Source organism: Streptosporangium sandarakinum (assembly GCF_050942225.1).
GTDB classification, from domain to species: domain Bacteria; phylum Actinomycetota; class Actinomycetes; order Streptosporangiales; family Streptosporangiaceae; genus Streptosporangium; species Streptosporangium nondiastaticum.
In genome coordinates, this window is sequence record NZ_CP192034.1 from 2758778 (window position 1) to 2776220 (window position 17443).

The 17443-nt window shown below is 73.8% G+C and carries 12 protein-coding genes; 4 read left to right on the plus strand and 8 right to left on the minus strand.

Annotation, left to right across the window (positions count from 1 at the left end; genetic code table 11):
- Window positions 1–12 precede the first annotated feature (12 nt).
- From rpsA to coaE, 3 genes are all read left to right on the plus strand, one after another.
- Complete coding sequence (rpsA, locus tag ACQP10_RS12810; protein WP_179818319.1) at window positions 13–1500, plus strand: 30S ribosomal protein S1; 1488 nt, start codon at window positions 13–15, stop codon at window positions 1498–1500.
- A 113-nt stretch (window positions 1501–1613) separates the two neighbouring features.
- A complete protein-coding gene (locus ACQP10_RS12815; protein ID WP_346020248.1) occupies window positions 1614–2120 on the plus strand; it encodes a GNAT family N-acetyltransferase in 507 nt (168 codons plus the stop codon).
- A 98-nt stretch (window positions 2121–2218) separates the two neighbouring features.
- The gene (gene coaE, locus ACQP10_RS12820; RefSeq protein ID WP_346020247.1) at window positions 2219–2818 is read left to right on the plus strand and encodes a dephospho-CoA kinase; all 600 of its coding nucleotides are present in this window, start codon (window positions 2219–2221) and stop codon (window positions 2816–2818) included.
- Between the two features lie 115 nt (window positions 2819–2933).
- Here coaE and ACQP10_RS12825 read toward each other — a convergent pair whose 3' ends face one another.
- Entirely contained in the window at window positions 2934–7196 is a 4263-nt protein-coding gene (locus ACQP10_RS12825) for a pentapeptide repeat-containing protein (protein WP_433541415.1), read from the minus strand.
- 70 nt (window positions 7197–7266) lie between these two features.
- The gene (locus tag ACQP10_RS12830) at window positions 7267–8691 is read right to left on the minus strand and encodes a TIR domain-containing protein (protein ID WP_433541416.1); all 1425 of its coding nucleotides are present in this window, start codon (window positions 8689–8691) and stop codon (window positions 7267–7269) included.
- Window positions 8692–8805: 114 nt separating this feature from the next.
- Between ACQP10_RS12830 and ACQP10_RS12835 the strand changes: the two genes are divergently transcribed.
- Entirely contained in the window at window positions 8806–9996 is a 1191-nt protein-coding gene (locus tag ACQP10_RS12835) for an SLC13 family permease (protein ID WP_433541417.1), read from the plus strand.
- Window positions 9997–10069: 73 nt separating this feature from the next.
- Here the strand turns inward: ACQP10_RS12835 and ACQP10_RS12840 are convergent, their stop codons facing one another.
- The 6 genes from ACQP10_RS12840 to ACQP10_RS12865 all read right to left on the minus strand — a co-directional run bounded on the left by ACQP10_RS12840 (window position 10070) and on the right by ACQP10_RS12865 (window position 17134).
- Window positions 10070–11035: an inositol monophosphatase family protein gene (locus ACQP10_RS12840; protein WP_433541418.1), complete on the minus strand. Its 966-nt coding sequence runs from the start codon at window positions 11033–11035 to the stop codon at window positions 10070–10072.
- Between the two features lie 56 nt (window positions 11036–11091).
- Entirely contained in the window at window positions 11092–11877 is a 786-nt protein-coding gene (locus ACQP10_RS12845) for a hypothetical protein (protein ID WP_346020243.1), read from the minus strand.
- Between the two features lie 9 nt (window positions 11878–11886).
- Window positions 11887–12897, minus strand: a complete 1011-nt coding sequence (locus tag ACQP10_RS12850) for a hypothetical protein (RefSeq protein ID WP_179818313.1) — start codon at window positions 12895–12897, stop codon at window positions 11887–11889.
- A 317-nt stretch (window positions 12898–13214) separates the two neighbouring features.
- A complete protein-coding gene (locus ACQP10_RS12855; protein ID WP_346020242.1) occupies window positions 13215–13988 on the minus strand; it encodes a sporulation protein in 774 nt (257 codons plus the stop codon).
- A 162-nt stretch (window positions 13989–14150) separates the two neighbouring features.
- Complete coding sequence (locus tag ACQP10_RS12860) at window positions 14151–15431, minus strand: SPFH domain-containing protein (RefSeq protein WP_433541419.1); 1281 nt, start codon at window positions 15429–15431, stop codon at window positions 14151–14153.
- Window positions 15428–17134, minus strand: a complete 1707-nt coding sequence (locus ACQP10_RS12865) for an SPFH domain-containing protein (RefSeq protein ID WP_433541420.1) — start codon at window positions 17132–17134, stop codon at window positions 15428–15430. The genes ACQP10_RS12860 and ACQP10_RS12865 overlap by 4 nt, the downstream gene beginning before the upstream one ends.
- Window positions 17135–17443 lie beyond the last annotated feature (309 nt).

A 17443-nucleotide genomic window follows, 5' to 3' on the forward strand; every position in this document is an offset into this window, starting at 1 on the left:
GCACTTCCACACATGACGAGCAGCACTGAGGCCACCTCGAGCACCCCGCAGGTAGCGGTCAACGACATCGGGTCCGAGGAAGAGTTCCTCGCAGCGATCGACCTGACCATCAAGTACTTCAACGACGGCGACATCGTCGAGGGCACCGTCGTCAAGGTCGATCGAGACGAAGTTTTGCTCGACATCGGCTACAAGACCGAGGGTGTCATCCCCTCGCGTGAGCTCTCGATCAAGCACGATGTCGATCCGGCGGATGTCGTCGAGGTTGGCGAGCACGTCGAGGCGCTCGTCCTCCAGAAGGAGGACAAGGAAGGCCGTCTGATCCTGTCCAAGAAGCGCGCTCAGTACGAGCGGGCCTGGGGCACGATCGAGAAGATCAAGGACGAGGACGGCATCGTCACCGGCACCGTCATCGAGGTCGTCAAGGGTGGTCTCATCCTCGACATCGGCCTCCGTGGCTTCCTGCCGGCGTCCCTGGTCGAGATGCGCCGGGTCCGCGACCTGCAGCCGTACGTCGGCCGCGAGCTCGAGGCGAAGATCATCGAGCTCGACAAGAACCGCAACAACGTGGTCCTGTCCCGCCGCGCCTGGCTGGAGCAGACCCAGTCCGAGGTTCGCCAGACGTTCCTCAACACCCTGCAGAAGGGTCAGGTCCGCAAGGGCGTCGTCTCCTCGATCGTCAACTTCGGCGCGTTCGTCGACCTCGGCGGCGTCGACGGTCTGGTGCACGTCTCGGAGCTGTCCTGGAAGCACATCGACCACCCGTCCGAGGTCGTCGAGGTCGGCCAGGAGGTCACCGTCGAGGTTCTCGACGTCGACATGGAGCGCGAGCGGGTCTCCCTGTCGCTCAAGGCGACGCAGGAGGACCCCTGGCAGCAGTTCGCCCGTACCCACCAGATCGGCCAGGTCGTGCCCGGCCGGGTCACCAAGCTGGTGCCGTTCGGTGCGTTCGTCCGGGTCGAGGAGGGCATCGAGGGCCTCGTCCACATCTCCGAGCTGGCCGAGCGTCACGTCGAGATCCCCGAGCAGGTCGTCACGGTCGGCGAGGAGATCTTCGTCAAGATCATCGACATCGACCTCGACCGTCGCCGGATCTCGCTGTCGCTCAAGCAGGCGAACGAGTCCGCGATGGGCGCCGACGTCGAGTTCGACCCCACGCTGTACGGCATGGCGGCGACCTACGACGACCAGGGCAACTACATCTACCCCGAGGGCTTCGACTCCGAGACCGGCGAGTGGCTCGAGGGCTTCGACAAGCAGCGCGAGGAGTGGGAGCGGCAGTACGCCGAGGCCCAGAACCGCTTCGAGGCCCACAAGCGCCAGATCGAGGAGGCCCGCAAGGCCGACGCCGAGGCCGAGGCGGCTCCGACGTCCTACACCGGTGAGACCCAGTCGGCCGGTTCGAGCGGCGGCGGTTCCTCCGCTCCGGCGGCCGGCGCCCTCGCCTCCGACGAGGCTCTCGCCGCTCTGCGCGAGAAGCTCGCCGGCGGCCAGAGCTGACACCGGTCCCGCCGGGCGCAGGCCCTGAGCGAGTGATGTGAGGAAGGACCCCGCTTCGGCGGGGTCCTTTTCACGTTCCGGCCGCCTCCGGCCGCGGAACCGCGCTCAGGACCGTGGAGACCCGCCCCCGTCGCACGGTACGGCGGTGCCGTAGGGTGGCGGCCGTGACCATGATCGAACGGGCCGGTCCCGGGGACGCCGGAGAGATCCTGACCGTGCAGCGGGCCGCCTACGTCAGTGAGGCCCAGCTCTACGGGGATCCGTTCATCCCGCCGCTGGTGGAGTCGGCCGAGCAGGTCCGCGCGGCCGTCGAGACCGGCGTCGTCCTCGTCGCCCGACAGGGGGAACGGATCGTCGGCGCGGTCCGCGGGAGGATGTCCGGCACCACCTGCCTGGTCGGCCGCCTCGTGGTCGCACCCGACGCCCAGGGCCGTGGCGTCGGCGGGGCGCTGCTGTCCGCCCTCCACGCCGAGGCCGCCTCCGCGCGGGCGTTCGACCTGTTCACCGGTCACCTGTCGGAGGGCAACCTCAGGCTGTACCGGCGTCACGGCTACCGCGAGACCCGCCGGGAGCGGATGAGCGACCATCTCACGCTGGTCCACCTGCGCCGCGAACCCTGACCCGCCCGGGACCCGTCCGCCGGGGTCGGCGCACGCGGAGGCAGCCCGGCCGAGTCCGCTCCCGCCGTCCCGCCGCCCGCCGCGTTATGCTGCCCGTCATGCTGAAGGTGGGACTAACCGGCGGAATCGGGTCCGGCAAGAGCGAGGTGTCGCGGCGGCTGGCCTCCCTGGGGGCCGTGGTGATCGACGCCGACCGGATCGCCCGCGAGGTGGTCGAACCCGGCACCGAGGGGCTGGCCCGGGTCGTCGAGGCGTTCGGCGCCGGGATCCTCCGCGCCGACGGCACGCTCGACCGGCCGAAGCTCGGCTCGATCGTCTTCTCCGACCCCGAGAGGCTCGCCGTCCTCAACGGCATCGTGCACCCGCTGGTCGGCGCGCGCGTCGCCGAGCTGCAGGACCGGGCGGACGCGGACGCGATCGTGGTCTACGACGTCCCGCTGCTCGCCGAGAACGGTCTCGCCCCCATGTACGACGTGGTCGTGGTGGTGGACGCCGCCGACGACGTCCGGATCGCCCGGCTGGTGGAGCTGCGCGGCATGGCCAGGCAGGACGCCGAGGCCCGGATCGCCGCCCAGGCGAGCCGTGAGGACCGGCTCAAGGTCGCCGACATCGTCGTGCCGAACGAGGGATCGCTGGAGGAGCTGACGGCCCGCGCCGAGGAGGTCTGGGCCGAGCTGACCACCCGCGCCCGCGCCTGAGCCCGCCCGCGTCGCCAGGGGCGCCCGGAGCCCGTCCGCCGGACCGTTCCGGCGCCCGTCCCACCGCGGGAGGCCCGTCCCACCGCGGGAGGCCCGCGCGGCCCGGGGCCGGGCGTCAGAACTCGGCGTCCAGCGGGATCCGGCCGGCCACCGGCAGGTAGGCGTCCAGTTCCCCCGGCTCGAACCGGCGGGTCCCCACGGCGTACCAGAACTGGCCCGCCACGTCGCCCACCAGCTTGTACCGCCCGTCCGGCGCGATGGCCGCCCACCCCTCGGCCAGTCCCAGGAGCGAGACCCGCCGGGCGGGAGCCGTACCGGGGCGCAGATCCCACAGGATCACCACGCCGTCGTCGCCCGCGCTGGCCAGCAGGTCCCCGCCGGGGGCGAAGGCCAGCGACCAGATCCGCCGGGTGTGCCCGGTGAGGGAGTGCAGGTGCCGGCCGGTGCGGGCGTCCCAGAGCCGCACCGACAGGTCGTCGCCGCCGGTGGCCAGCAGCGAGCCGTCCGGGCTGCAGGCGGCGGTCCACAGCCGCCCGGAGCCGCGGGTGAGGGCGCGCCGGAGCTCCGGGTGTTCCCGCCGCAGGTCCCACACCAGGGCCTGGCCGTCGTTGCCGGCGCTGAGCAGCTCGTGGCCGTCCGGGCTGAAGGTCACCGCGTACACCCGGTCGGTGTGCCCCTCCAGGACGGCGACGCACTCGCCGCTCCCGATCTCCCAGATCCGCACCAGCCGGTCGTCGCAGCCGGTCGCCAGGCGCTCGCCGTCCGGGCTGAACGCGATGGAGCGGACCCGGCCGTGGTGGTCGGCGAGCCTGACGACCCGCCGGCCGCTCGGCCGGTACCAGACGCAGACGCTGTCGTCGTCGTTGGCGGTGGCGATGTGGTCCCCGGCGGGGCTGAACGCCTCCGCCCACACGTGGTCGGTCTCGACGTCCAGCTCCCGCTCGTAGTCGCCGGTGGCGGCGTTCCAGAAGTGCACCCCGCCGTCGTTGCTGGCGGTGGCGAGCGTGGGACCGGCCGGGCTGAAGTCGGCGGAGATGAGCCGGTCGGCCTGCCCGGTGAGCTCCCGCAGGCGGCGGCCGGTGCGCGGCTCCCAGATCCGCACGACCCCGTCGTTGCCGCTGGTCGCCAGCATGCTGCCGTCGCCGCTGAACCGCACCGAGGTGATCTTCCGTCCGTGGCCGCGCAGCACGTGCCGGCACTGCCCGGTGACCGGGTCCCACAGCCGGGCCGTGCCGTCGTTGCTGACGGTGGCGAGCCGGCCGCCGTCGGGCCGGAAGGCGAACGGCCAGACCGAGCCGCGGTGCCCGGTCAGCTCCACCCGGCCCCGGTCGTCGGAGACGTCGCGCAGGTGGACCGCGCCGTCGGAGTCGGCGCTGGCCAGCAGCGCGGAGTCGGGGCTGAACGCGACCTGGTAGACCGCCGCGCGGTGGCCGGCGCGCACGCCCCGCGAGGCGCCGGTGACCGGGTCCCACAGCCGGATCTCGCCCTCGGTGTCGCCGGTCGCCAGCAGCCGCCCGGACGGGGTGAAGGCCAGCGCGTAGACGCGGCCGGCGTGCCCGGTCAGCTCGTGCAGGACCCGCCCGTCGCGGGGGTCCCAGATCCGCACCGCGCCTTCGCGACCCCCGGCCGCCAGGAGCGTGCCGCCGGGGTCGTAGGCGAGGCGATAGACCCGGCCGCGGTGACCGGTCAGGGTCCGGACGAGCGAGCCGGACCGCACGTCCCACATCCGGATCGTCCCGCCGGCGTCGCCGGTGACGAGCGTGCCGCCGCCCGCGTCGAACGCCGCGGTGTAGATCGGCGCCCGGTGCCCGGCCAGCTCCCGGTACGGCAGGCCGGTGGCGGTGTCCCAGAGCCGCACCACGCCGTCGGCGCCGCCGGCCGCCACCAACCGGCCGCCGGGGCCGAACAGCACCGGCCACACCCCGTCGCGGTGCCCGGTGAGCACGTGGGACGCCTGCGCGGTGACCGGGTCCCACAGCCGGACCGTGCCGTCGCTCGCCCCGGTGGCCAGCAGGTCGCCCGAGTCGGCGAACGTGACGGCGTAGACCCGCCCGCGGTGGCCGCGCAGGTTCCTGATCGGCAGGCCCGTGGAGCCGTCGCACAGCAGCACCCCGCCGTCGTCGCCGCCGATCACCATGGTCTCGCCGTCGGGGCTGTAGGCGACGGGCTCGGGCAGCCTGCCGCTTTGAAAGTGGTAGCCGTACGGCACGCCGATCGCCGCCGGGGCGAGCTCGATCTCCACCGGGTGGCCCGGCGCGATCGCGGCGCCGCGCAGCTCCGGGACGCCGGTCACCGTACCGGTGACGTCGATCAGCGCGGCCCGCTGCCAGCGGCTGCCCGCCAGCGCCGCGTCCCGCAGGTCCGCCCTGGCCAGCCGGGCCCGGGTCAGGTCGGCGCCGCGCAGGTCGGCTCCGGTGAGCCTGGCCTCGTCCAGCACGGCCCCGGTCAGCCGCGCGCCGCGCAGCACGGCGCGCGACAGGTCGGCCCCGGCGAGGACGGCGTCGGTCAGGTCGGCGCCGGTGAGGTCGACCTCCCGCAGGTCACGCTCGGACAGATCCTCGCCGCGCAGCACGGCGCCCCGTAGGTCGGTCATCGCGGGCGTGCGCAGCCTGGTGGTGATCCTGACGGCGTTGGCCCGGGCGACGTCGCCGGCGTCCGGGTCGGCCAGCACCCCGGCCGCCCAGGTCCGGCAGGCGCGCACGTCGGCCAGGTCGCACAGGAATTCCACCGTCAGCTGCGACAACGGCCTGCGGGCGAGCGCCGCCGGGTCGGGGAACGTCGCGGCGACGTGCCGGGCGACCAGCCACTCCACGACGGAGGAGTGGATGAACCCGAACAGGCCCTCCTCGGTGCGGACCAGCAGGCTGCCCGTCCCGACCGCGTGCGCGGTCTGCCCGCCGGTCAGCTGCCCGTCGGCCAGGCCGGTCAGCGTCTCGGCGGCCTCGGCCAGCTCGGCGGGCCGCAGGTACGCCTCGCCGCTCTCCCACAGCCGCAACGCCAGCGCCGTCACCGCCTCGCGCAGCTGCCGGGCGCGCAGCCCGGTGGTCGCGCCCGGCACGCCGTGCACCCGATGCTCCTCGAAGGCGAGCCAGGAGCCGATGATCTCCTCGTACAGCAGCGCCGCGCTGATGGTGTGCCGGGCCCGGGCGACGGTGGCCAGGCGCTGCCCGTCGAGGTCGGCGATGAAGCCGAGCATCCGCGGGTTGCTCGCCAGGCCCAGCAGGTCCCCGATGTCGCTCATCAGCGAGAACCGGTCGCCCGCAGCGTCCTCGTCGCCGCCGTAGCGGTTGACGAGGTAGGAGTGGATCTGCGGCCGGGTGAAGTCCTCGATGCTCAGCAGCCGCCGCTGCGGCAGCAGCCCCACCCTCTCGCCGAGCTTGGTCAGCACCTGCGCGCTGGACTTGAAATGCTGGGTACGGCCGGCCACGACGATCTTCGCCTTGTCCTCGGCCGCCTGCAGCAGCGTGTCGAGGTGGTCGGCGGCGCGGTCGTAGGTCACCCGGGTGACCAGCTCGTCGAACCCGTCGAACAGCAGCACCACGCGGCCCTGGCGGAGCATGTAGTGGAACGCCTTCAGGTCGATGACGTCCTCGCCGTGCCCGGCCAGGTGCGCGGCGACCAGCCCGTCCACCGAGTGCGCCTTGTCCAGGGAGCGCAGCTCGATCAGGATCGGCACCAGGTGCGGCAGCTCCACCGGGATCCGCCGGGCCAGCTCGCGCAGCGCGAAGGTCTTGCCGTGCCCGAAGTCGCCCAGCAGCAGCAGGAACCGGCCGTGGTCGGCGGCCAGCAGCCGCATCAGCTCGTCGGTCAGGCCCTCCCGGACCTGCCCGCCGGGGCGGTCCAGCTCCCGGAACCGCTGCGGCACGTACAGCTCCGGCGGGTAGCGCCGGTCGGCGCGCAGCCGCGCCGTCTGGTCGGCGACGTATCCCGTCAGGTCCATCAGCCCCTGGAACTCGGTGAAGCTGCGCAGCCGCAGCCCCCGCCGGGCCGTCTCCTCGCGCAGCGCCGGCGCCGGCGGCGGCCCCTGGTAGACCAGCTCGGCGCCGTGCTCCATCCCGGAGGCGTGCACCTGGCCGGCGAACGCCTCCACCTCGCGCCGGGTCGGCTCCCCGGCGTGCGCGCCGATCCGCAGCTGCCGGACGAAGCCGTCCTCGGGGTAGGTGACCAGCAGCTGCGGAACCTCGCCGGGAATCTTCCTGATCTTGACCCGGTCATGCCGGGCCTCGCACACCTCGGCGATCCGGTCGAGCAGCAGCATCGACGGGGACGGCGCCCGCTCCGGCCCGGCAGGGCCGGGCCCGGCCGGCGGCAGGGCGGCGGGGCCGGCGAGGCCCTCGGGGAGTCGGCTGGGGCGAACGTCAGCCCCGTCGCGTGCCACCGGCGTGTCACCTCCTCGGTGGGCGCCGGGTCGTCGCGGTCGCGGTCCCAGCGGCGCAGGCCGTCCGCGGTCACCTCGATGATCCGGTGGCGTCCCGGGGCCAGGGCGGGCAGGCGCAGCGCGTCCCGCGGCCCGGCGCCGCCCCCGTCTCCGGGCCGTCGGCGGCGGACACGCCGCGCGTGCCGCCGGCGCCGTGCAGCAGCAGGTTGAGCCGCCCGGCCAGCAGCCGCTCGACCGTCGCGGCGTCACGCAGGTGGGGCGTGGCGGGCGGGTGGCCGACCGCGCCGACCCGCAGCCAGCCCGCCTCCTCGAACGGCCGCAGCCGCTCGGCGAACCACGCGGCCTGCGCCTCGCCGACGAAGCCGTAGCCGTCCTCCTCGCGGTGGCTCATCGCCATCGTGGAGTTGAGCCCGGCCACCACGACCTTCAGGTCGGGGACGGCGAAGAGCGTCCACGGCTGGGCGCTGTCGAACTCCGGCCCGTCGAGCCCCAGGTAGAGCTCCTCGAACAGGGCGGCGAAGTGCCGCCACTTGGGCCAGTAGGGCGGCTGCGGGCGCACGTCGTCGGCCTCGCAGTTGCTGAAGTAGGCCCGGCAGGCGGCCTTGGTGACGTCGCGGGGGCCGGGCACGACCACCAGCCGCTGCGGCTCCAGGCCGAGCAGCACCCGCAGCCCGGTCAGGAACGCCGCGGCCTCGCCGAACTCGCGGCGGCTGCCCGACTCGGTGAGGTCACCGGTCACGATCATCAGGTCGGGCCGCGGCGCCCCGGCGTCCCGCATCCGGGTCAGGTCGGCCCAGATCCGCGGCTGCAGCTCCTCGGCCGTCAGCGGCTCGTCCTCGGCGGCCAGCCCCCGGCCGAACCGGGGGCCCGCCACGTGCAGCAGCGTCACCGGCCCGCGCGGGCCCCGCGCCGGCGGCCCGGCCGGGTAGGCGGGCGGCGCCACCGGGGTACGGCGGGCCCGCGCCGGCCCGTGCCGGGACGGCGCCGCCGGGACCTCGCCGGGGACGGCCGCCGTCCCGCCGGTGAGGGCCGGGCCGACGGGGAAGGACGGCCGGTCCAGCGGCTTGGCACGGCCGGCCAGCGCCTGCTCGATCCGGTTCAGCAGCAGCGCCCGCGCCTCGTCGGCGCCGGTCACCCCGACCAGGTCCACCCAGGTGATCGTGGCCAGCAGCCCCTCCAGCGGGCAGTCCTCCAGCCGGATCGTGACCAGCTTGTTGGAGGGGTTGTCGGGGTCGGCGCGCAGCGCGGCCTGCCACTCCATCCGCCCCCAGCGCGACCTGAGGTAGTTGCGCGACAGCACCGCGACCACCAGCGCGGCCTCGCTGACACCGCGGTCCATGAACTCGATGAACTGGGTCCCCGGCACGAAGTCCCACGCCTGGATCATCGTGCGGTAGCCGGCGGCCTCCAGCTCCCAGGCGATCCACGACGCCCAGCGCTCGTCGGCGGGGGAGTAGCTGACGAAGATGTCGATCGGCCTGTCGTCGCGCGCCATAGCGATCACACCCCTCGCCGCCGTCCAACGGGAGTCCAGTATCGCCCGCCGTACCGGCGATTCGAAGGGGTTCGATCAAGGACGGGCGTGCGATCTTGACCGGCCTCGTGGATCATGGTCGGTGTGCTGCGGCGACTGAGCGTTCTGGACTGGATTCGGATCGGCCTGCTGGCGCTGGGTCTCCTGTCCGTTCTGACCGGCCTGCTGCCCATCGGGGACGCCCGGGCCGAGCTGACGCGGATAGCGCCCATCCTGCTGTTCCTCGGCGCGGTGATCGTGATGGCCGAGCTCGTCAAGGAGGCCGGGGTCTTCGACGTGATCGCGGCGAGGCTGGCGGCGGCCGGGCGGGGGAACTACGCGGCGCTGTTCCTGCTGTGCACCGCCTTCGCCGCCCTGGTCACCATGTTCCTCAACCTCGACACCACCGCCGTGCTGCTGACGCCGGTCATGCTCGCCCTGGCCGCCAGGACCGGCATCGCCGCGCTGCCGCTGGCCATGACCACCGTCTGGCTGGCCAACACCGCGAGCCTGCTGCTGCCGGTGTCGAACCTGACGAACCTTCTCGCCATGGACCGCCTGGGCATGTCCACCAAGGAGTTCGCCGGGCGGCTCTGGCTGCCGCAGGCCGCCTCGATCGCGGTCACCATGGTCTTCCTGTGGGTGTTCTTCTGGCGGCGCGGCCGGCGCGGCGCCGGCCGCTACGTCCCGCCCGGTCCCGTCCCGGTCGCCGACCCGCTGCTGTTCCGGGTCGCGGCCACGGTGTGCGTGCTGTTCATCGCCGCGCTCCTGCTGGAGCTGCCGATCCAGCTCGCCGCCCTCGCCGCGGCGGTGCTGATGATCGCCGCCTTCGCCTGGCGCGACCGGTCCAAGCTCACCCTCGCCCTGTTCCCCTGGCAGCTCCTGGTCTTCGTCACCGGCCTGTTCCTGGTGGTGCCCACCCTGAGCCGGTACGGCCTGGCCGACCTCATGGGCGCGCTGACCGGCACGGCGGGCGACAGCGGCGGCGCCTACCGGGCGGCGGTCACCGGCGGCGGGCTGGCCAACCTGATCAACAACCTGCCCGCCTACACCGCGGTGGAGGAGGTCGTCCCGCCCGGCAACCGCGACCAGCTCCTCGCCCTGCTCATCGGCACCAACATCGGACCGGTGGTCACCCCCTGGGCGTCGCTGGCCACCCTGCTGTGGTTCGAGTGGTGCCGCCGCCGCGCGGTGCGGGTGCCGCCGCTGACGTTCGTGCTGGCCGGGGCCGGGCTGGCGGTGACCGGGGTGGTCGCCGCCGTGGCCGCGCTGCTGCTCACCGCCTGACGTCCGCGAGGGGCGCGGGGTTCCGACGGGGGATCCGGCGGGGGCCGTGGGAGTCAGTGGGAGTCAGCGGGAGTCACGGCGCGGCCTCCCGGACGGCCCCGGCCTCCTTCAGGACCTCCTCCAGCAGCTCCTCCCGCAGCCCGGCCCGCCCGGCGACGAAGTCGCACCCGCTCCCGTCCAGCGGGACGCGGTCGAACGGCGCGCCGTCGAAGCCGCCGACCACCGCCCCGGCCTCCCGTGCGATCAGCAGGCCGCCCGGCAGGTCGACGACCCCGGTCCGGTAGCCCACGATCCCGTCGATGTCCCCCCGGGCCAGCATCACCCAGGCGAGCAGAGGGGCCCACAGCCGCAGCACCCGGCGGGCACGCAGGTCGAGCGCCGCCTTCAGCGCCGTGGCCACGGGGTCGCCGCGCCGCACGCCGTACCCCTGGACCCAGGCCAGCACCGGGCCGGAGCGGCCGGGCCGGTACGGCGGAGCCGACAGCGGGCCCGCCGGGCCGACCGCGCCCCGGCCCCGCACGGCCGACCAGGTACGGCCGGTCACCGGCTCGTGCACGACCCCCAGCTCGGGCCGCCCGCCGCGGCACAGCGCCAGGCCCACGGCGTACAGGGGCAGGCCGATCGCCACGTTGTTGGTGCCGTCGAGCGGATCGATGACCCACGTCCACTCCGACCCGGCCTCACCCAGCACGCCCGCCTCCTCGGAGATCACCGCGTGCCCGGGGAACGCCGAGAGGACCCGGCCGACCAGCAGCCTCTCCGACGAGAGATCGAGGTCGGTGACCACGTCGCCGTCGTCGCCCTTGGGGTTGACCACGAGGGCCGCCCGGGTGCCCTCGGTGATCAGCCAGCCGGCCGCCCGCGCGGCGTCCACGGCGACCCGGAGGGCGCGCTCCAGATCCGCCGGCGCGGCGGCGTGATCCTGGTCCCGCTCCGCGGCGCCGCCCCTGGTGTGCTCCCTGTCCCGCTCCGTGGCGCCGCCCCCGGTGTGCTTCCCATCCCGCTCCCCGGCGCGGCCCTCGCTCGTCTGCCGAACCATGTGGTCCTCCTCGGTCGTGTCGTGGACCGGCGCCCGCCGGTCCGCCCGGTGGGCGGTCAGGACAGGCGTCCCGCCGCGTGCAGCGCGGCCCGCGCGGTCTCCCGCGCGTCGCAGCGGTGGCGGGGGACCAGGTGGGCGCCGAGCCCGAGCGGGCCGAGCGACAGGTCGCTGCGGCCGGGACGGCCGTGGCCCAGCGCGATCGTGGCGGTCTCCCCGCCGGGTACGACGCTGGAGTGGAAAACCCCGGCGGGCAGCGTGTAGGTCTCGCCCGGCCCGTACACCTCGCTCACCCCGGGGGCGCACCGGACGGTGCGCGGGGTCGGCAGGATGCGGTCGCCGCCCGCGTCGCTGACGACCTCGAAGACCCGGTGGGTGGCCCCGGGCGGGACGGTCGTCCCGCCGCCTCCGCCCGCGGCCTCTCCGGCGTGCCCGGTTGTTCCACCGTCTCCGCCCGGGGCCTCTCCGGCGTGCCCGGGGATCCCGCCGGCCGCGCCCGCGACGCCGTCCCCCGTGTCCCCCGCACCGCCGCCCGCGTCGCCGACGTCGGCGCGCACGTTCTCCACCCGGCCGTACAGCACGTGGCTGACCAGGTCCCAGCTGTGGCAGTGGATCTGGGAGGTGGTGGAGGCGGCGCGCGGCAGCGCGCCGGACCAGATGTGCAGGCACACGCCGTACTCCCCGGTCCGCTCCAGCGGCAGGCAGAGGAACCCGAGCGGATGGCGGACCCCGGCGACCGGGGAGGCGCCCGACGCGATGTCCCGCAGCACCCGCCCGGCCCAGCCGCGCAGGGCCTCGCCTCCGCGGCCACCGGTCATCTCCTCGTACAGCTCCTGGTATCTCATCTCGTCCCGTCAGGGGTAGGGATTCTTGGCCCGGAGCGCCTTGCGCGTGAGGTCGGCGACATCCCTGTCGGTGTAGGACCGGGGGAGGGGCAGGCCGAGGGTCTCGAACAGCTTGCGCACCTCCTCGATCGTCGGCTCGTCGCCGAGCGGGACCGACCTGGCCAGCTCGATCGGCACCCGCCTGGCCTGCTCCAGGCTGGCCATCAGCTCGGTGGTGCAGCTGTCGTAGTAGAAGGACCGCCGCCCGGCGAGCAGCGCCCGCCGCGGGTCCTCCCCGGTGATGATCAGCGAGGAGGCCGACAGGTCCCAGCGGAACGTCGTCATCGTGGCCGACAGCCCGATGTGGATCTCCAGCAGGCCGAACCGCTGGTGGTACCAGCAGCCCGCGAGGATGGTGGCGAACGCCTCCTTGCGGGTGCGCTCGGCCGTCCAGACCTCGCCCGTGCCGTCCGGCTCCTGCGACATCGACCGGCGGAAGCGGGCGTACGCCTCGCAGACCCGCTCGTCGGCCGGGTCGATGATCTCCAGGCGCATCAGCAGCGCGCGCCGCTGCGCCCGCGCGGCCGCCACGCACTCGGGCAGCGTCACCGCGCGGAGATACGTGCCCGTACCGCCCTTGAAGGTCCAGCGGTCGGTGCCGGCGCGCGCCTCCGCGTGCGCCTTGGCGATCTCCTCCGCGCCGTTGAGGACCTTGACGACCGACAGGTCCGCGAGGGCCCGCCCGGCCTCGGAGACCACGCCCTCCAGCCGCTGCATCCGCTCCGGCAGCGTGGAGGTCCTGGCGAAGCTCTCCCGCATCGCCGTCTCGGCCGGCTCCTGGCGCCAGCGGTCACGCAGGATCGCGGTGGTCAGCAGGGCCAGCACCAGCAGGGTCCCGGACTCGATCACCTGGTCGCGCACGGCCTTGTCGATGGCGTCGTCCAGCAGGCCCACCACGCCGACGCCCACCGCGAGCAGCAGGGCGATGAAACCGTCGGCGTTCTTGCCGAGCCATGTCCCGAACCGTGCCATCCGACCCATGCGCGCTCCGCCCGTCCGCCCGCCCGTTCACCGGGTCCACCGGCCCGCCCGATCCGCCGGGTCCGCGTCTCGTCCTCGGTCCCGCCCGATCCGCCCCGGTTCACGCTTCGCCCGCGGCCCCGCCCGGGTCGCCGCCCCGCGCGGCCGATGTCCCCGCCGTCATAGTAGGACCGGATCCCGCCGCGCTCCAGGCACGGAACGGGACGGGATCGGGTCGCCTCGACGCTCTCCCGGAAAACGGGCGTCCACGCCCGGGTCTCCCGTACGGCCGGCTCACCGGCGGGGCGCCGGCCGTACGGGGAGGGTGACCGGGGCGGTCAGAACCAGCCGCGCCTGCGGGCCATCGACTCCAGCCCCGCGCGCAGTGACTGCTCCACCTGGCCCGGGTGGTCGTCATGCCGGACCGTGAACCGGTCGTAGGTGTCGCCGCCGGAGGACAGGAAGCCGCCACGCTTGTCGGCCTCCAGGATGACGTCCATCGAGTGCGGCCCGGTGATGAACGTCAGCTCCAGCTCGCTGAAGTGCCGGCCGTACTCGTGGCCCGCGTGGTACTCGATCTCCTGGAAGAACGGCATCCGCGAGCCGCGCAGCGTGCCCCGCTCCAGGTCGGCCTTCTTGAAGTGGAAGCCCATCCGGCTCAGCGCGCCGAGCACGTTGTCCTGGGCGGGCAGCGGGTTGACGAACAGCGGGTCGAGGTCGCCCTTGTCCAGCGCCCCGGCCAGGGCCAGCTCGGTGGCCACGCCGAGCCGCATGCCGCGCAGCGGGTGGCCGCCGACGGCGCTGATCGGGGTCTCCCACGGGACGGCGATCTCGAACGGCGCCGAGTGGGCCGCGCCCGCCGCGAGCCGGAACGGCCCGGCCACCTGCTCGCGCAGGAAGCTGTAGGTCGCGTGGTGCTCGTTGTCGCCGCTCTCGACCTCGACGACCGCGGTGAAGTCGATGAAGATGCCCTCGACCTGGTGGTCGGAGCCGCCGCCGCGGAAGTCGACCCGTCCGCGCAGGATCTCGCCGGGGCGGACGTGGGAGTTCTGCAGGATCGTGTCGACTTCGACGCCCGCGCCGAACGCGGCCATCAGCTTGCGGAAAACCATGGGGACTCCCCGGGTGTCATCTGATGTGAGGTGGAACGCGCCCGGTCAGGGGGCGCGGGTCGGAAAGGGTCTGGAGCGGGGCGCGCCCGGCCGGGACGCGCGTGGCCGGGACGGATCCGAGGTGGGACGCCCCGGCCGGGGCGGGGTCCGGCCGGGACGGGCTCAGCCGGGCTGGGTGGACGGCCTGGCCTGGCCGTTCACACCGTTCCCGCTCCCGGCGCCGCCGTCGCCGATGCCGCCGATCCGCGGCAGGAGCTGGGCCAGGAGCATCGTGGACAGCGCCGACGAGTCGCCGGAGGTGCCGTCGGTGCGGACCACCAGGGGACGCGGGGCGCTCTCGGCGAGCCTGGCCCCCACGTCGAGGCGGCGGCGGGCCAGCTCGTACTGGAGCACGGCCCGGTTGTCGCGGTAGGAGTCGGCCAGCCTGCGCAGCCCCCGGGCCTCGTTCTCGGCGGAGGTGAGCTCGGCCCGGCCCTTCGCCTCGATCTCCCAGCGCACCCGCTGGGCCTCGGTCTCGTGCTCCTCCAGCATGCGGGCGACGTCCTTGCGGGCGGTGTTGGCGGCGGCCCGCACCTCCACGATCCGCGCGTCCCGCGTCTTCTTGGCGCGCTCGATCTCCATCAGCAGGGTGTCGATCCGCCGCTTGCGGGTGAGCTCCCACTCCCGTTCGAACGCCGACAGCTCCTTGGCGACCTTCTCCCGGGTGGCCAGGTGCTGCTGGTAGGCGTCGGGCAGCTGCACGTCGGGGATGTTGGCGCCGGTGATCCGCACGCCGTACCGGCCGAGCTGGCGGGTCAGCAGCTCCTGCATGTCGCCGACGTCGGACCCGCGCAGGTCGTAGGCGCGCTCGGTGTGCACCCTGCGGCTGCGCTGGCGGATGGCGTCCTGTACGGCGCTGCTCAGCACGAGGTCGAAGTTGCTCGCCCCGATCGTCCGGACGAAGGCCACCGGGTCGACGATGCGGAACTTCAGGAAGAACTCGATCGACTTCAGCGGCACGTTCTCCGCGGTCGGGCAGGCCACGATCGGCGCCGAGTAGGGGATCTCGGTGGAGGTGTCCACCACCGCGTCCACCCGGTCCCACGGCAGCCACAGGTAGTGGCGGCCCGGGGGCAGGGTGCCGGTGATCGCGCCCCAGCGGCTGCGCACGCCGGTGGTGCCCTCCTCGATCTCGATGATCGCCCGTCGCCACACCCAGACCAGCGAGGCCAGCAGCAGGACCACCGCGCCCGCCGCGGCCAGGAAGGAGATCAACCCGCCGGCCAGCACCGCCGTGCCGGCGAGGTAGAGCGCGGCGAACGGCAGCGTCAGCCAGGCGAAGCCGCGGCGGTCCTTGGGGATGACCACCGGGACCAGCCGGCCCGACTCGCCGCCGCGCAGCAGCTGGCGGATCTCCGACCAGGAGGCCAGGGATTCCTTGATCTTGGAGAACTCCGCGCTCATCGCACGTCCTCACCTTCCCGGGCCGCCGGCCCGCCCTGCGCCTCGGCCGCCCGGAGCGTCCGCTCCGACGGCTCCACCCGCCCCGCCTGTGACGTCCCGGCCGGGCCGGTCCCGCCCGCCGTACCGGTGCCGCCGGTGCCGTCTGCCCCGCCTGTCCCGCCTGCTCCGCCGGTCTCCGGAGCCGGGTTCAGCAGGGCGGCGATCTCCGATCCTCGCTCCTCGACCCGCCTGCCGATCTCGGTGACGCGCGCCCTGATGGCCGCCATGTCCTGCTCGGAGAACAGCTGCGTGTCCCTGCTGCCGACGAGCTGCCTGGCCAGGGTCAGCAGGTCGATGTCGGGCCGCTCGCCCACCTGCACCATCCGGGGCAGGTGCGCGGCCACCGCCTCCAGCTTGTCGAGCAGGTCCTGCTGGAACCGGTAGTCCAGGATCTCCGGCGCCTGGGCCGCGCTCAGCGCCCGGATGTCCAGCGCCTGCGCCTCCAGCAGCGCCGCGTTGGCCTTGGCGGTGGACTCCGCCTCCACCAGCCGCTGGCTCGCCTGCGCCTTGGCCTGGTAGGAGGCGCGCTCCAGCGCGGTGTCCATCCGGGCCTGGTATCCGGCGATCTCGGCCTGGATGGCCGACAGCTGCTCCTGCAGCCCGGCGAGCTCCCTGACGAGGTCTCCCTCGTTCTGCTCCTTGCGCAGCTGCAGCTCGTACTCGTAGGTGTACGCCTCCTTGGCCACCCTGATCATCTCGGGGGCGGCGAGGTCCATCCGGTACTCCTGGCTCGTCGGCTCGGCGTGCGTGATGTTCACGTCGGTGAGCCGTACGGCGGGCAGGAACTGCTGGTTGAGGCTGTCCAGCATGCCCAGGGTGCTCTCGCCGACCAGGTCGTAGATCTCCTCGGCGCGCTGGGCGTAGATGAGGGAGCGGGTGACCTCGCTGATGGCGTTCTGCAGCTTGGCCTGGAAGCCGCCGACCGAGCCGAGGACGAAGATGAACTCGGCCGGGTCCTCGATGCGGAACTGCAGGAACAGGTCGACGCTCGCCTTGACGCCCTGCTGGGTCGGGGCCTCGCTGATGGGCGCGTTGAAGGGGTACTCACGGGTGGTGTTGACGATGTAGCTGACCCGCTTCCACGGGTTGAACAACGTCACCCGGCCCGGCTCGGCGATCTGCACGAGTTTGCCGAACTTGGTGATCAGCGCCTTGGCGCCCTCGGGGACCATGACCACGCTGCGCCGCCACCACAGGAACGCGGCGGCCAGCACCAGGACCAGCCAGTAGTGCGGGCCGAACAGCACCCGCGCGCCGTCGGGCAGCCCCGTGGCCACCAGCCCGGCCAGGCCGAGGACGGCCAGGACCACCAGCGGGACGATCAACCGCGCCGTCGTCCCCTTGGGGATCACCACCGGTGAGATCACATGGGCCGGCCGTCCGTCCGGCCCGGCCGCGGTGAAGCTCCGGCTGAGGATCTCACCGGCCTCGGCCAGCGAGGCGCTGCGGGCCTCGATGACCGTCCCGGTGGAGATGTCCTGGTCGCGGGCCGCGGCGAAGTCGGCCGGATCGAGCGCGAAGCCCTTCTCGCCGGGCGCCTGGCCGGTGAACTGGCCCGCCAGCCGGCCCATGGCCTGGCCGGCCATCTGGCGTGGGTCACCTCCCTGCCCCATCGCCTGGGCGGCCGCCGCAGCGGTCCGCATGACCTGTTGTGACCGGGACATCTGACCTCCGGGGGGTTAGTCGTGCGAGATAGTCCGATATATCAGTCTTTGGGGGATTCTGTTTGGCGTATCACGGCGAGGCACCGGGCGGTGGAGCCGTATCCGGCAGTGAAGTCCGCCGGGCTTGACGTCGGCTTGCCACCGGATTGAAGCCGTCCGGCCCATCCTGGAAGCCACCCGTCAACCCCGTGTCTCCGTCCCGCGCCCTCGCCCGTTCGGACGCCCTTTTTTACGCTCTCTTTACGCCCAACGCGCCCGGAGGGCCGAAGGTGCCCGTACGGCCGGACGGATCGTGGACGCGCGGCCCGC